Source organism: Alteromonas sp. S005, assembly GCF_036864475.1.
In the GTDB taxonomy this organism is placed as follows: domain Bacteria; phylum Pseudomonadota; class Gammaproteobacteria; order Enterobacterales; family Alteromonadaceae; genus Alteromonas.
The window spans coordinates 31,780-45,493 of record NZ_JAZETN010000010.1 but is presented as its reverse complement, the minus strand read 5'-3'; the positions used below and the strand labels follow the sequence as shown (position 1 = coordinate 45,493).

At 44.9% G+C, this 13,714-nt stretch carries 12 protein-coding genes; 11 read left to right on the top strand and 1 reads right to left on the bottom strand.

Translation table 11 applies throughout. The features are described 5' to 3' along the window. Nucleotides 1-36 precede the first annotated feature (36 nt). The 6 genes from V7R55_RS12570 to V7R55_RS12545 all read left to right on the top strand — a co-directional run bounded on the left by V7R55_RS12570 (nucleotide 37) and on the right by V7R55_RS12545 (nucleotide 9,392). Entirely contained in the window at nucleotides 37-3,597 is a 3,561-nt protein-coding gene (locus V7R55_RS12570; RefSeq protein WP_334059769.1) for a hypothetical protein, read from the top strand. Between the two features lie 112 nt (nucleotides 3,598-3,709). Next, nucleotides 3,710-4,336, top strand: coding sequence for a transcriptional repressor LexA (gene lexA, locus V7R55_RS12565; RefSeq protein ID WP_334059768.1), 627 nt, complete (start codon nucleotides 3,710-3,712; stop codon nucleotides 4,334-4,336). A gap of 582 nt (nucleotides 4,337-4,918) precedes the next feature. Further along, the gene (gene coxB, locus V7R55_RS12560) at nucleotides 4,919-6,082 is read left to right on the top strand and encodes a cytochrome c oxidase subunit II (RefSeq protein WP_334059767.1); all 1,164 of its coding nucleotides are present in this window, start codon (nucleotides 4,919-4,921) and stop codon (nucleotides 6,080-6,082) included. A gap of 10 nt (nucleotides 6,083-6,092) precedes the next feature. After that, nucleotides 6,093-7,736, top strand: a complete 1,644-nt coding sequence (ctaD, locus tag V7R55_RS12555; RefSeq protein WP_334059766.1) for a cytochrome c oxidase subunit I — start codon at nucleotides 6,093-6,095, stop codon at nucleotides 7,734-7,736. Between the two features lie 151 nt (nucleotides 7,737-7,887). After that, entirely contained in the window at nucleotides 7,888-8,475 is a 588-nt protein-coding gene (locus tag V7R55_RS12550) for a cytochrome c oxidase assembly protein (RefSeq protein ID WP_334059765.1), read from the top strand. A gap of 23 nt (nucleotides 8,476-8,498) precedes the next feature. After that, on the top strand, nucleotides 8,499-9,392 hold the full coding sequence (locus tag V7R55_RS12545) for a cytochrome c oxidase subunit 3 (protein ID WP_334059764.1): 894 nt from the start codon (nucleotides 8,499-8,501) through the stop codon (nucleotides 9,390-9,392). Between the two features lie 16 nt (nucleotides 9,393-9,408). Here V7R55_RS12545 and V7R55_RS12540 read toward each other — a convergent pair whose 3' ends face one another. Further along, nucleotides 9,409-9,618 (bottom strand): DUF2909 domain-containing protein, encoded by a 210-nt coding sequence (locus V7R55_RS12540; protein WP_334059763.1) that lies wholly within the window; start codon nucleotides 9,616-9,618, stop codon nucleotides 9,409-9,411. A gap of 45 nt (nucleotides 9,619-9,663) precedes the next feature. Here V7R55_RS12540 and V7R55_RS12535 point away from each other — a divergent pair, with 45 nt between their 5' ends. The 5 genes from V7R55_RS12535 to V7R55_RS12515 are packed head-to-tail and all read left to right on the top strand — an operon-like array spanning nucleotide 9,664 to nucleotide 13,713. Beyond that, nucleotides 9,664-10,368 (top strand): SURF1 family protein, encoded by a 705-nt coding sequence (locus V7R55_RS12535; RefSeq protein WP_334059762.1) that lies wholly within the window; start codon nucleotides 9,664-9,666, stop codon nucleotides 10,366-10,368. Next, nucleotides 10,361-10,900: a hypothetical protein gene (locus V7R55_RS12530; RefSeq protein ID WP_334059761.1), complete on the top strand. Its 540-nt coding sequence runs from the start codon at nucleotides 10,361-10,363 to the stop codon at nucleotides 10,898-10,900. Before V7R55_RS12535 ends, V7R55_RS12530 begins: the two co-directional genes overlap by 8 nt. A 5-nt stretch (nucleotides 10,901-10,905) precedes the next feature. Continuing rightward, the gene (locus V7R55_RS12525; RefSeq protein WP_334059760.1) at nucleotides 10,906-12,162 is read left to right on the top strand and encodes a COX15/CtaA family protein; all 1,257 of its coding nucleotides are present in this window, start codon (nucleotides 10,906-10,908) and stop codon (nucleotides 12,160-12,162) included. Next, nucleotides 12,155-13,072 carry a heme o synthase gene (gene cyoE, locus V7R55_RS12520; protein WP_334059759.1) on the top strand — a complete coding sequence of 306 codons (918 nt, stop codon included), beginning with the start codon at nucleotides 12,155-12,157 and terminating at the stop codon, nucleotides 13,070-13,072. Before V7R55_RS12525 ends, cyoE begins: the two co-directional genes overlap by 8 nt. Next, the gene (locus V7R55_RS12515) at nucleotides 13,069-13,713 is read left to right on the top strand and encodes an SCO family protein (RefSeq protein WP_334059758.1); all 645 of its coding nucleotides are present in this window, start codon (nucleotides 13,069-13,071) and stop codon (nucleotides 13,711-13,713) included. Before cyoE ends, V7R55_RS12515 begins: the two co-directional genes overlap by 4 nt. Nucleotide 13,714 lies beyond the last annotated feature (1 nt).

The window sequence follows — 13,714 nt, the reverse complement described above, 5'->3', positions numbered from 1 at the left end:
GAAAAGCCATCATGCCTTACAAATCAGGGACGACGCATGAACACTTCGCGCTTGGGTTTTTCTGGCCTTTTTTCTGTTATAGCTCTAACGGCTTGTGGTGGCGGAGGAGGGGCTGACTCGTCTCCTAACCCAACGCCTGCACCTCCTCCTGAGCCTACCGCGTTAGAAATTCTGTCGAATCCATTAGACTACTCTACTGCACAACTAGATTCTGCAGCTAAGAGCTACGCTGACAATGGTTATACGGGCGCAACAAAAGTGGCAACAGCCGATCTTAGTGCTGTGCAAAACGTCTATGTGGCACTTTTCGGTGAAGATATCACGAGTTCACCTTATTTAGACCTGTTCGAGGTATCAGAGCTTGTAGATGCCAACGGCAATATTGAGGGTACCACACCGTGTTCGGATTCAGGCTCTATTTCTTACTCTGGAAACCTGAACTTGGAAACGGGTATAGGAACAATAGTTGTCGATTATGACCAATGCCTTCACTACTACCTAAATGCGTATCACGACGGCCAACTTTCAGTCGCTATTACTAAATCAGACGACGACAACTTTGAGGCCACATCATATTTCACGAGTCTTTCGGTAGGAAGAGGTAGCCAACGCGTAACGCTAAAAGGGCTAATGAAAGCTGATTTAAGCTACGACTCACGCACGGGTTATTACAACGAAGAATACACACAATATCTGACTGCTACGTTTAACGGCGAGACCTACAAAATAAACGCTACCTCTTTTGATGGTGTGAGAAGTATTAGTTACTCCTCTGAATTTGAGGGGACAATATATATCGGCTCTAAAGGTAAACTAGAGTTTTCTTACTTGTCTGAGGAAGGAGGGCTACCTTATGCTTACCAAGGTTCCCTTGTCGTAAAAGGCGATAAAACGGCAGGCATAGATTTAATGCAGGGCGCGGTTCGCTATGGTGAAGATTCCGACGGCGATGACACCTATGATGTTGGCGTGTTTTTCAGCAGTATCGAGACCTTTGCAAGCAGCAATATCGCGAATATTGTTCTATCCGATATAGAAACTATTTCAGCACCTCCCGTTGCAGGTGAACCTTATTACTTTGCTTATGACCCTGTTTACACGTCTGACGATATAACCGTTGATGAGGGGTATTATTACGACTCTGATACGCCTGAATCTGATTTGTCAGTATCCTACCGTTGGTATATTAACAACGTTGTTTTAGAAGGCGTTAGCGGTAATACATTGCCTGCATACAACGCGGTGTTCGGCGATGAACTTAAAGTAACTATGGTAGTGTCCGACGGTGTTAACGTTGTTGAGTCGCAACCATTGTTTATTACTATTAGTGACTCCCCAATGACACTTGCCGTTTCCAATATGCCTGAATCGGTAGCTGCTGGTGGTTACGTCGAGTTCACTGTGAGTATGACGGACCCCGATCAAATTAATAGTGACTCTGCAGGGCAGCTTGTATCAGCGCCTGAAGGCGTAACCCTCGATGATGAAGGCTTATTGACTTGGCAGGTACCTGAGAGTCAGTTGTTCAACGAGCAAACATATATTTTTAATTTTGCTAGCTTAGATGGCGAGGAGAATTTACAAACCCTAGAGATCAAGGCTTACGCAAATAAAGCCCCAGCGTACGCACGCGTAACGGCGATGACACCAATTTATAATCACGGATTTGCAGTCGCTTCATCTAATGGTGTAAAAGAGCTTGTATCAATTAATGAGCGAAATGTGGGTACTTTTTCGTTAGAGGGAAATTCGCTCAAAAATACCTACGTATACCCCTATAAATTGCCCACTAAAGGTGAAATTAGGGGCGTGCATTCCCAGGATGTTGACGGTGACAATAACGATGAGATCTACCTTCTTACACAACAGGGTTTGTCTGTTATAAAAGACCGTGAAAGTAATGCCGAAGCGGTGTTCGTTGTAGAAGGAAGTATAGTTTCTGGATTGTTTTATGACATCAATGGCGATGGAATTGATGAAGTCGCTTATTTATACGGTGATGACTATTATGATCCGAACGCGATTGTCATTGTTGATGTTCAAACGGGTGAACAGTTACAGCAGTATGATATCGACGGCGTTAATAATATTGCTTTTGGTAATGTAGATGATGACGCTTCGATAGAGATGGTGACGAACAACGGTTACGTATTTGACATTGACAGTGGTACCAACCAATGGCTGTATGGCAGCGGGTTTAGCAACATGTTTGTTGTGGTGGGCGATATGAATGACGATGGTGTCGATGAAATCATCGGTGCTGATAGTTGGAACCATATCTCAATTTACTCAGCAGTATCTAAAAACAGTTTAGCCACGCTGGAACATCCAGACATTTGCGATATAGCCTACACCAATGAAAGCTCAGCTGCTAAAGGGCTCGTGGTGGTATCCGAATGTCAGTGGGGACAGGTGAAAGGCTTTGCATTCGATGCGGGTCAAATTTCTGAGCAGTGGGCTATCGCTCACAACACGTACAGCGCTATGTCACTTCTTATCGATGATTTAGATAACGACAATGTGCCAGATATCATTTGGACTGGTGACAACCAAGTTTTAGTCGCACAACAGAACGCTAGCGGTGAGTATGCATTGGCAGATATTGAAAGTGCGCCGCGCGCTTATAAATATCACGCTGCAGGCTGGGCTCCCTACGGTGACAATGACGAAAGAGCTGTCTTTGTCAGTGACACAAGCAATTACGATTCATCTATTCAAATTTTATCAGTAAACAAAGACGATGAGTTTGCGATAAGTGGCGAAGTTGGTGAAGACGCCTATAACGACAGCAAGCCCGTTGTTACAGACTACAATAATGACGGTGTGGGTGAGTTATTTATAGGGGCGCTGGACTATAATTCGTCGTTCAATGTGGTGAGACTTTCGGATAATTCTGTTCAGTGGACACTGAGTCAAAATCACAACAGTCAAATATCATTTATTGAAGCACTAGATGTGAATAGCGACAGTTACGCTGATGCAGTTGTCGTGGAAAACGATCGACTTAAAGCGTTTGATATTGAAAATCAGGTGCTAATTGACGCGATCAACAACGATTTTTCAATCAACGCGCTGGCTGTTTCAGAAAGTAATGGAGTGCATTATTTTGCTGTCGGGGGGTATCGTTCGTTAAAGCTCTATAAAATGCAGGACGGTGAGTTTGTTGAGTTAAATGAGTTGGAAACTACTTGCGATCAACTGCTCACAGTAAATTTTGATAGCGATAGTGACCTTGAGTTTGTGTGTCTGGACAGAGATTATTCAACGATCAATGTGTATGACGTGACAAGCGAAGCATTAGCATTGAAAGAGACTATAGCGCTGTCTTTTTACCCTCAGAAGATAGCAGCTATACCAACGACATCGTCTAACCAGTCGATCCTCGCCATCCATCAGCCAGATGATTACGACTATTCGTATGATTACTATGACAGCATCGGGTACCAAGTAGTTGAGATTGATAATAAAGGGCATGCGGTATGGCACAGTCCGCTATTGGGGCTGCAAAACGTTGATGGTATGCGTACCCGCAAAAACAGTGATGGAGAGTTGGAGCTACAAATAGGTAACTCGGACATGGCCCTTCTGGCAAAATAAGGATACTGCACTTGTCGCAGACTCATGCGTGTAGCAAAAGACGCGGCAAGTGCTTGTTATTTGTTTTTAGGTGTATATACTTACAGGAACTGTATGAACAGACAGGTCTTTTATGCGCCCACTCACAGCTCGACAAACTGAAGTTTTAGAACTTATTAAAACAACCATGCAAGAAACGGGAATGCCGCCTACACGTGCGGAAATTGCTCGTCAACTTGGTTTTCGTTCTGCCAATGCAGCAGAAGAACATTTGAAAGCATTGGCGCGTAAGGGCGTAATTGAAATCTTACCTGGTACCTCCCGTGGTATTAAGCTCAATATCCCCCTTGAGGATACAGCATCAGAAGAAGAAGGTTTGCCTCTAATCGGGCGCGTAGCGGCTGGTGAGCCAATTTTGGCGCAAGAACATGTCGAATCGCACTACAAAGTCGATCCTGCTTTGTTTCAGCCTCAGGCAGACTTTTTGCTTCGTGTAAACGGCATGAGTATGAAGGACATCGGTATCTTAGATGGTGATCTCCTCGCGGTGCATCGCACGACTGATGTCCACAATGGTCAGGTCGTTGTGGCGCGGGTGGATGAAGACGTTACGGTTAAGCGTTTAGAAAAACGCGGTCGTGAAGTCCTACTTCATGCTGAAAATGAAGAGTTTTCGCCAATTAAAGTAGATCTTGCCAGCGAGCCTTTTGCCATAGAAGGTATTGCCGTGGGTGTCATAAGAAACGCCGACTGGATGTAAGGTTTTAACATCTTCAGCAAAAAGCGGCGCCCTAGCCGCTTTTTTAATGCCTTTTGTTGCTATATTTCTGCTAGTTTTCTTAAGTTAGCAGCGCGCAATACCTCGTCCAATCATGACCTAAAGTATAAATATTAAGCAGCACGCAAAAGCCATTCTGCCTGTGAATGAATTTTTAGGTATGCATTCATTATTTGAAAATTTGTTTGAAAATAAATATCGATAGCACGTTACTCGTTGATTTTTCGCTCAAATGATTGCTCGTAAGCTCACATGCCTTGTTCAAAATGCGCGTTTGATTTTACCCCGTCTCAACAGCTACCAATTTACTCCTTTATTCAAAGCGTAACGTTAGGCTGCCATTGCAAATGATTAAAAATTGAACGCTTCGTTAAATTTTTAACAGAAAAGACTAGACGGCACGGAATTATTGCGCAATTCTTAGACAAAGATTAACAAAATAATAACAATGACTCTAAATTTGTTTTACAAGTTGAGGTTATGGGTCAATCGTTCGCAAACCATTTGGTAGGGCATCGCGCAAAAAAATCAGCGTTTTTGGTCTTGCTATTACGGAGGTGCTGAGTGAAACAACTAACGACCATTATTGCAAAATGGTGTTCTAGTATACCTATTTTGCTTCTTTCCCCATTGCTTCTTGCGCAAGAAGCTAGTGAAGAAGTTTCTTCACTCAATTTAAGACGTGGTGCAACCGATATCAGCGGGCAGGTTTATGACCTTCATATGCTGATGTTCTTTATATGTGTAGGGATTGCGGTTGTAGTGTTTGGGGTTATGTTTGCCTCAATGTATCTACATCGTAAGTCTCGTGGAGCTAAGCCCGCTAATTTTCACGAAAACGTGAAGGTTGAAATTGCGTGGACCGTTGTTCCTTTTCTTATTCTAATCTTTATGGCTGTGCCTGCGGCGAACACCCTTATAGCAATGGAAGATACGTCTGAGCCTGACATGACCGTGTTGGTAACCGGCTCTCAGTGGAAATGGCACTACAAATATATGGACAGCGACGTAGAGTTTTACTCTCTGCTTGCTACTCAGCGTGAGCAAATAGAAAACAAATTTCAGAAAACCGACAATTACTTACTGGAAGTTGATCGTCCGTTAGTCATTCCAACAGGGAAAAAGGTGCGTTTTCTTATTACATCTGACGACGTTATCCATTCGTGGTGGGTCCCTGATTTCGCCGTCAAAAAGGATGCAAATCCAGGCTTTATTAACGAGTCTTGGGCTAAGGTCAACGAGCCAGGCATTTATCGGGGGCAATGCGCTGAGCTGTGCGGAAAAGACCATGGTTACATGCCAGTCGTGGTTATCGCTAAAGAGCCCGCTGAGTTTGATAAATGGATGGGCGAACAAGAAGAAATTGTTCGTAAAGCCAAAGAAGAAGAGCAGCGTCTACTTTCTATGAATATGTCTATGGACGAATTAATGAAAGAAGGCGAGCGCGTGTATAACGCTACGTGTGCAGCCTGTCATATGCCAAATGGTGAGGGGTTACCAGGTGTATTCCCAGCACTTAAAGGCAGCAAGATGGCGTTAGAAGATCAACAAGGTCACATCGACATTGTCCTACATGGTAAGTCGGGTACGGCTATGCAGGCGTTTAGCAAAATGCTTAGCCTTAAAGAAATTGCAGCGGTAGTCACTTACGAGCGCAATGCGTGGGGTAATAACACTGGCGATATGGTTCAGGCCAAAGACGTCAATGCAGTGGCAAACGGAAACTAGGAGCAGAAAAATGAGCAAAGCAACTGAAGTTATTTCGCCAGATACCTCTGCGCCTCACAGTGGTCACGTACATGGCGATCACCTACATGATGACCATGAGCACCACGATCATATTCCCAAAGGAATAACGCGCTGGCTGTTTACTACTAATCACAAAGACATTGGCACACTCTACCTGTGGTTTGCCTTTATTATGTTTTTAGTTGGCGGCGCAATGGCCATGGTGATCCGCGCTGAATTGTTTCAGCCCGGCCTACAAATTGTTGAACCAAATTTCTTTAATCAAATGACCACGGTGCATGGGCTTATCATGGTTTTTGGTGCCGTAATGCCCGCTTTTACGGGGCTAGCAAACTGGCTTATCCCGATGATGATTGGCGCTCCAGATATGGCGTTGCCGCGGATGAATAACTGGAGCTTCTGGATTTTACCTGGCGCTTTTTTAATTCTGCTTAGCTCACTATTTATGGAAGGTGGTGGCCCTGCTTTCGGGTGGACTTTCTACGCGCCGCTTTCAACAACCTACAGTGGCGATTCTACCGCGCTGTTCGTGTTCTCGGTTCACATTATGGGTATTTCCTCCATTATGGGCGCGATTAATGTGATCGTGACTATTTTCAATATGCGTGCGCCGGGTATGACCTGGATGAAAATGCCGCTATTTGTGTGGACGTGGCTTATCACCGCATTCTTGCTTATTGCCGTTATGCCTGTACTTGCCGGTGCGGTAACCATGGTATTAACGGATAAGTTCTTCGGAACGAGTTTCTTTGATGCTGCAGGTGGCGGCGACCCAGTTATGTTCCAGCACATTTTCTGGTTCTTTGGGCACCCTGAAGTGTATATCATGATTTTGCCTGCTTTCGGCATTATCTCGCAAATTGTTCCTACCTTTTCCAGAAAGCAGCTATTTGGCTATGCGTCTATGGTGTACGCCACAGCGTCTATCGCACTGCTTTCATTTGTGGTGTGGGCTCACCACATGTTTACCACGGGCATGCCAGTGTACATGGAGATGTTCTTTATGTTTGCCACCATGCTTATCTCGGTTCCTACTGGGGTTAAGGTGTTTAACTGGGTAGCGACCATGTGGCGTGGTTCACTAAGCTTTGAAATGCCAATGATGTTTGCTATTGCCTTTATTGTTCTGTTTACCATTGGTGGCTTATCAGGGCTAATGCTGGCGATAACACCTGTGGATTTCCAATATCATGACACCTACTTTGTTGTGGCTCACTTCCACTACGTTCTGGTAACTGGGGCAGTCTTTTCAATTATGGCGGCCGTGTATTACTGGCTGCCTAAATGGACAGGCAAAATGTACGACACTACCTTGGCTAAATGGCATTTCTGGTGCTCCTTGATATCGGTAAATGTCTTGTTTTTCCCTATGCATTTTGTTGGTTTAGCAGGTATGCCACGTCGTATTCCTGACTATGCATTACAGTTCGCTGATTTCAATAAATGGATAAGTTTGGGTGGTTTTGCTTTCGGCTTATCTCAGCTGATCTTTCTTGCCCTGCTTATCAAGGCGTGCAAAAAGCAAGGTGAAGCAGTATCGGCGCAAGTTTGGGATGGCGCCGAAGGGTTGGAATGGGAAATTCCATCACCTGCGCCTTACCACACGTTTGAAACACCACCTGTCGTGAAGTAACGGTAGGTGGCGTTTGTGAATTAGCCATTCTTGTAAAGCGCTAAACAGCAGCGGTAAGGATGGCATTCACATAGTGCTGACAGTGGAGTAAATAAGCGATTATACAAGCGTTTAACAAGCTTCACTATTGAAGTTACCCGGAGGTTGCGTAATGTCACAGCAAAGTGCAAATAACAAGATGGTTATCAAGCTTGTTGCTATTGTCATTGGCATGTTTGGCTTTGGCTTCGCCTTGGTCCCCTTGTATGACGTCTTTTGTGACGTAGCGGGAATTAATGGCAAAACTGAGAACACGGCAGCAGTTTACCAATCAGTTGAGATTGATGAGTCACGTGAAGTGACCGTAGAGTTTATCACTCGCACCAATACTGGAATGCCATGGGAGTTTCGCGCCGAAACTAAGCGTGTGAAGGTGCACCCTGGCGAGCTTAACACGGTATCGTTTTATGTGAGAAACCCTGCATCAAGTAATATCGTTGCTCAAGCAATTCCTTCTGTATCCCCCGGCACAGCGGCGCTCTACTTAAACAAGACAGAGTGCTTTTGCTTCAATCAACAGCCATTAGAGGCGGGAAGTGAGGCCTACATGCCCATGCAGTTCTACGTCGACCCGCAGCTACCCGAAGATATAACATTTTTTACCTTGCAGTACACACTCTATGACGTCACAGCGCGAGCCAGTGACCTAACGACAACACCGAATCCCTTTATGGCTTCAACCCCATCAACTGGTGAATAAGCAGAAGGGATAAGGAGAAGAAAATGCAAACCGAAGTACAGAATCACGAATACCAAAAATACTATGTACCCGCACAAAGCCCATGGCCCATCGTAGGCGCCGTGGCGCTGTTTCTTATCGCCGTTGGCGCAGGCAATTATGTGGTGCAGGCAACTAGAGGTGAAACCGGTTATGGGGGACATATCCTCTTGGCAGGAATAGCCGTGCTGCTAGTTATGCTAGTGGGCTGGTTTAAAAACCAAATTGATGAGTCTATGGCCGGGCTTTACAGCGACCAGCTAGGCCGTTCCTATCGACAAGGGATGAGCTGGTTTATTTTCTCTGAGGTGATGTTTTTCGCCGCGTTTTTCGGTGCGCTCTACTACGCAAGGTTTATTTCGGTTCCGTGGCTGGGTGGGGCTTCAAACAATGCTATGACCAATGAAGTCTTGTGGCCGACTTTTGAAGCCATGTGGCCGCTGGTATCAACGCCAGGAGGCATTACCACTCAAGAAATGAGCGCTGCTGGGCTACCGACTATCAATACAATTATTCTGCTCATTTCATCTATTACTTTGCACTTCGCCCATGTGGGGTTAGAGCAAAACAAGCGCAAGCAATTAACGCTAATGCTGGGTGTCACTATTTTACTTGGGTGTGGGTTTTTGTTTTTGCAGGTAGAGGAGTATATACATGCGTATCGCGATCTAGGGCTTACGCTTCAGTCAGGCATTTACGGTAACACCTTCTTTATGCTGACCGGATTTCACGGCATGCATGTGACTCTTGGCACCATCATTTTAATTGTACTGTTTTTTAGAGTATTAAAAGGTCACTTTACGCCAGAAAACCACTTCGCCTTCCAGGCGGGAAGCTGGTACTGGCACTTCGTAGATGTGGTGTGGGTCATGCTCTACATCTTTGTTTACGTCCTTTAGATATAAAGCCTCAAACTCAATACGGTCTTGGGTTTGGGGTAATTAAACCCGTACCAATAGCGATAAGAATGATAACAACGATGATGGCTGAAGTGAGCACACGTCGACCAATATACTTACTCATTGGCCCCTTAGATGTGTCGTTTTTGATCATGATGCGCATCGCCATGAACAAATTCACAATCATGTACAGCACCAAAGCAATAAGGATTATTTTTATCAGCATACTTACCTCTATTTTTATTCTCATTATGCAGGGTGCGAGATAATCATGTCCTCTCACACTCGCCATATTATTCCTTGGTTACTTACGGGCTTTAGTGTGGCGATTATGTGCGGTTTAGGTTACTGGCAACTAGATCGCATGGTCCAAAAGCAACAACGTTTAGCTAGCATAGCGCAAAAGCAAAGTAATGGAACCTTGAGTTTAGAAGAGGCACTGATTCACACTGACCCAAGGGATATCACCGTTTCTTTCAGTGGTTCACTAGATGCAAATCACGTATTGCTGTTAGATAACCAGATACACAACCAGCGTGTAGGGTTTGATGTAATAGCGCCGGTATATACTAATGCCGGATGGCTTTTAGTGAACTTTGGTTGGGTGCCCGCGCCAGATTTAACTCGCACCTTACCGGATATAAACTTTACCAGCGAACTACGCGATTTTACCGGCGTCATCAGTGTGCCGGGAAATAACCCTTTAGTTAAAGAAACTAATATGGCCTTGTCGCAAAGCCCCGCTCTTGTTCAGCACATCGAATTCCCTGCATTAAACGACGCTTTAGAGCGTAAATTTTTACCTTTTATTCTTCAACTTACTACGCCTGACCCTGCGTTTATTCGCGAACATCAGGCCGTTGTAATGTCTCCAGAAAAGCACCTTGGTTATGCAGTCCAGTGGTTTGGTTTAGCCATTGCCGCTGCGGCAATTGGTGGTTTTGCAATTAGCAAGAAAGGACGTAGTTATGAGTAACACTGCTTCGAAAAAAACATTAATTATTATGGTAGCTGTGTTTGTTTTGCCCGTCGTTATGGCAAAGCTTGCACTTGACAACGATTGGTTCACCAAAGGTGCTACTAACAAAGGTCAGTTGCTAGCGCCAACTATCGACATGAGTGCACTTTTAAAAGATGCAAAGCCCAAATGGCGTCTGCTTTATGTCATGCCTAATGAGTGTGATGCAGTGTGCGAAAACGCACTCTTTAGCATTAACCAAGTGTGGCTCGCGTTGGGTAAAGAGTCAGACCGAGCCCAAGCGGTGGTTGTTACTACAGCTTCAAGCGATCAAGGGGCGGTAGCCGCCTTAGCGGACTATCCTTTCGTAGAAACTTTGCCGGTGACCACAGCTACCGAACTTGCCTCTAGCAGTGTCTATATCGTCGATACCCAAAATAACGCTATGCTTTTTTACGAGATAAAAGACGATAGAAAAGACGCAGTGATGGAAAGCCGCAACATGCTGGCAGACATGAGAAAGCTATTAAAGCTATCACGCATAGGATAAACGCTATGAAAAAGTTAACCCTATTCAGTATATTTCTAGCGGCTGTTGTTATTATTTTGGGTGCCTATACCCGATTGACCGATGCAGGGTTAGGCTGCCCCGATTGGCCTGGGTGCTACGGTAATTTAACTGTGCCTTTAAGTGAAGAAAAGGTGGCACAAGCCAATGCCGCCTACCCTGAGCGTCCAGTTGAAGCATTTAAGGCGTGGAATGAAATGATTCACCGCTACTTTGCAGGAACGCTGGGGCTATGTGTGCTAGCTATTGCGGTTATCGCCGTTCGGCAGCGCGATAAAGGGAGGCCCGTTAAGCTGCCGCTTTTACTTTTGGGACTCATAGTATTTCAGGCGGCCCTAGGCATGTGGACAGTGACGCTCAACCTGCTTCCCGTTGTCGTAATGGGGCATTTATTGGGTGGTTTCTCTGTGCTTTCTTGCTTGTTTATTCTTTACTTGCGTTTGCGCGAGAGCGCCAACGATGAACTTGGGTATAAAGAGCGCTCCACTGTGTCAGCGTTACATGGCGATGAAGCTGGCAATTCAGCACAGGCAAAGACATTTCAGCGAAACCTTAAATTCTTTGCTTTTATTGGGCTTGGTGTACTTGTTACGCAGATTGCGCTGGGAGGCTGGACTTCCGCAAATTATGCAGCCTTAGCTTGTACCGAAATGCCGGTTTGTGAAAGCGGATGGCAGGATAGAATCGATATCGCAGGTGCATTCAGCGTACCTGACGCAGACAACTATGAATTTGGCGCTCACGATTACGGCGAGCGGGTCACTATGCATATAGTGCACAGGTTTGGCGCAGTGATTACGTTTTTATACTTGTTAGCATTGGGTATAAACGTGTTAGTTAGCCGTTCCGCCACCAATAAACAAAAGTATGTGAGCGCATTTATGTTGGTTGCGCTGTGTACTCAAGTGGCTTTGGGGCTTAGTAACGTTGTTTTTATGCTGCCACTGGCTGTCGCCGTCATGCATAACGCGGTTGCAGCAGTATTGCTCCTATCCTTGCTAAACCTTATTTTTACCGTTTTCCGAATTCTGGAAAACGATCAGGTTTTCGATTTAGAGAAGCAAGGTAACGCGCCATTCTCGGTGTCTAAACCGCTGCAAGGCGCTTTTAGAAACCAGCAAGCTCGAACTTCATCACTACACGAATCTGAATACGCATCTTTACGCGACTCTTATCAAGATCCTATGAGCGGGTCTACGTCCTCGCACATTCTTCCTAAAGCCCCAGGAGGTTTCCATGGCTAAATCGGTCTCTTTACATGCTCGTACTTCCCGTCAACACGATACAGTAACGTGGCGCGATTATTACGAAATGACTAAGCCAAACGTGGTTATGTTGCTGTTGTTAACTGCGCTGGTGGGCATGTGTTTAGCCACGCCTACATGGGTAAATGCAACCGTACTCATCTGCGGCCTATTGGGTATTGGTATGTTATCCGCATCTGCAGCTGTAATTAATCACGTTGTCGACCACAAAATAGATAGCGTCATGGCGCGTACGTTTAATCGGCCTGTCGCCAAAGGCAAAGTCAGTGTAAATAATGCGCTTTGGTTTGCCGGTATTTTAGGTGTTATAGGGTTTGTGGTATTGGCTTTGTTTGTAAATATGCTCACCGCTTGGTTGACCTTAGCGAGCTTAGTTGGGTATGCGTTCATCTATACCATGTATTTAAAACGCGCTACGCCTCAAAATATTGTGATCGGTGGTTTGGCAGGTGCTGCACCGCCACTTTTAGGCTGGACGGCAGTCACCGGGGAAATACATGCCCATGCACTACTTTTGGTACTGATTATCTTTACTTGGACCCCGCCCCATTTTTGGGCCCTAGCCATCCATAGAGAAAAAGACTATGCCAAAGCGAAGGTGCCTATGCTGCCGGTAACACACGGTGTTTCATTTACGAAAACGTCAGTATTGTTATATACAGTGTTACTAGGGCTTGTGTGCTTGCTTCCCTACCTTACAGGTATGAGCGACCTCATTTATTTAATTGGCTCAAGCGTGCTTAATATTGGATTTTTATATTATGCATTAAAACTAAAATTTGATGCTCAGCCTCAAACGGCAATGAAAACTTTTAGGTTCTCTATTATTCATCTCATGGTATTGTTTGTAGTATTACTCTTAGATCACTACATTCCATTGAGTTTATGAACCAACGAACTATTGTCGGTCTTGTTGCATTTTTAGCGTTATGTGCGGGCATTGTAGGGGCGCTTTATATCGCGCCCCCAAGTGTTGATAGTCAGCCTGAGTACTTTCAAACCTATCCTGAGCCAAGAGCATTATCACCTTTTGAGCTAACGTCACATGCAGGTGATGTATTCGATAACGCCTCGCTTAAAGGACAGTGGAGTTTAGTATTTGTAGGCTATACATTTTGCCCGGATATTTGCCCAACAACTATGGCCGAGCTAAGCGGAATATACCCTGAACTAAAAGCGTTAAATACTGTCAAACCAATTCGAGTTGTATTTGTATCCGTTGATCCGAATCGTGATTCAATAGAAAGACTTTCAGAGTATGTAAGCTATTTCAATGAGGAATTCATTGCGGTTACTGGAGAGCATAAAGTGCTATTCCCGTTCGTACGTAATTTAGGGATGATGTATGCTATCGCTGAAAGTACCGACAATCCCAACTATTTAGTTGATCACAGCGCATCAGTCGTACTTGTCGACCCAAAAGCTAGAGTGATAGGAAGATTCAAACCAAAAAGAGAGCCTGGAAAGCTATCGATAAGTGATGCCCAGCAAATATTGGCAGATATGCCGATAATTACCTCGAAGCAGTAGT

Bases quoted from the DNA above. Each gene is read 5' to 3' on its own strand.
- V7R55_RS12570 (WP_334059769.1), top strand. From the start codon at position 37: ATGAACACTTCGCGCTTGGGTTTTTCTGGCCTTTTTTCTGTTATAGCT.
- lexA (WP_334059768.1), top strand. From the start codon at position 3,710: ATGCGCCCACTCACAGCTCGACAAACTGAAGTTTTAGAACTTATTAAA.
- ctaD (WP_334059766.1), top strand. From the start codon at position 6,093: ATGAGCAAAGCAACTGAAGTTATTTCGCCAGATACCTCTGCGCCTCAC.
- V7R55_RS12550 (WP_334059765.1), top strand. From the start codon at position 7,888: ATGTCACAGCAAAGTGCAAATAACAAGATGGTTATCAAGCTTGTTGCT.
- V7R55_RS12545 (WP_334059764.1), top strand. From the start codon at position 8,499: ATGCAAACCGAAGTACAGAATCACGAATACCAAAAATACTATGTACCC.
- V7R55_RS12540 (WP_334059763.1), bottom strand. From the start codon at position 9,618: ATGCTGATAAAAATAATCCTTATTGCTTTGGTGCTGTACATGATTGTG.
- V7R55_RS12535 (WP_334059762.1), top strand. From the start codon at position 9,664: ATGTCCTCTCACACTCGCCATATTATTCCTTGGTTACTTACGGGCTTT.
- V7R55_RS12530 (WP_334059761.1), top strand. From the start codon at position 10,361: ATGAGTAACACTGCTTCGAAAAAAACATTAATTATTATGGTAGCTGTG.
- V7R55_RS12525 (WP_334059760.1), top strand. From the start codon at position 10,906: ATGAAAAAGTTAACCCTATTCAGTATATTTCTAGCGGCTGTTGTTATT.
- cyoE (WP_334059759.1), top strand. From the start codon at position 12,155: ATGGCTAAATCGGTCTCTTTACATGCTCGTACTTCCCGTCAACACGAT.
- V7R55_RS12515 (WP_334059758.1), top strand. From the start codon at position 13,069: ATGAACCAACGAACTATTGTCGGTCTTGTTGCATTTTTAGCGTTATGT.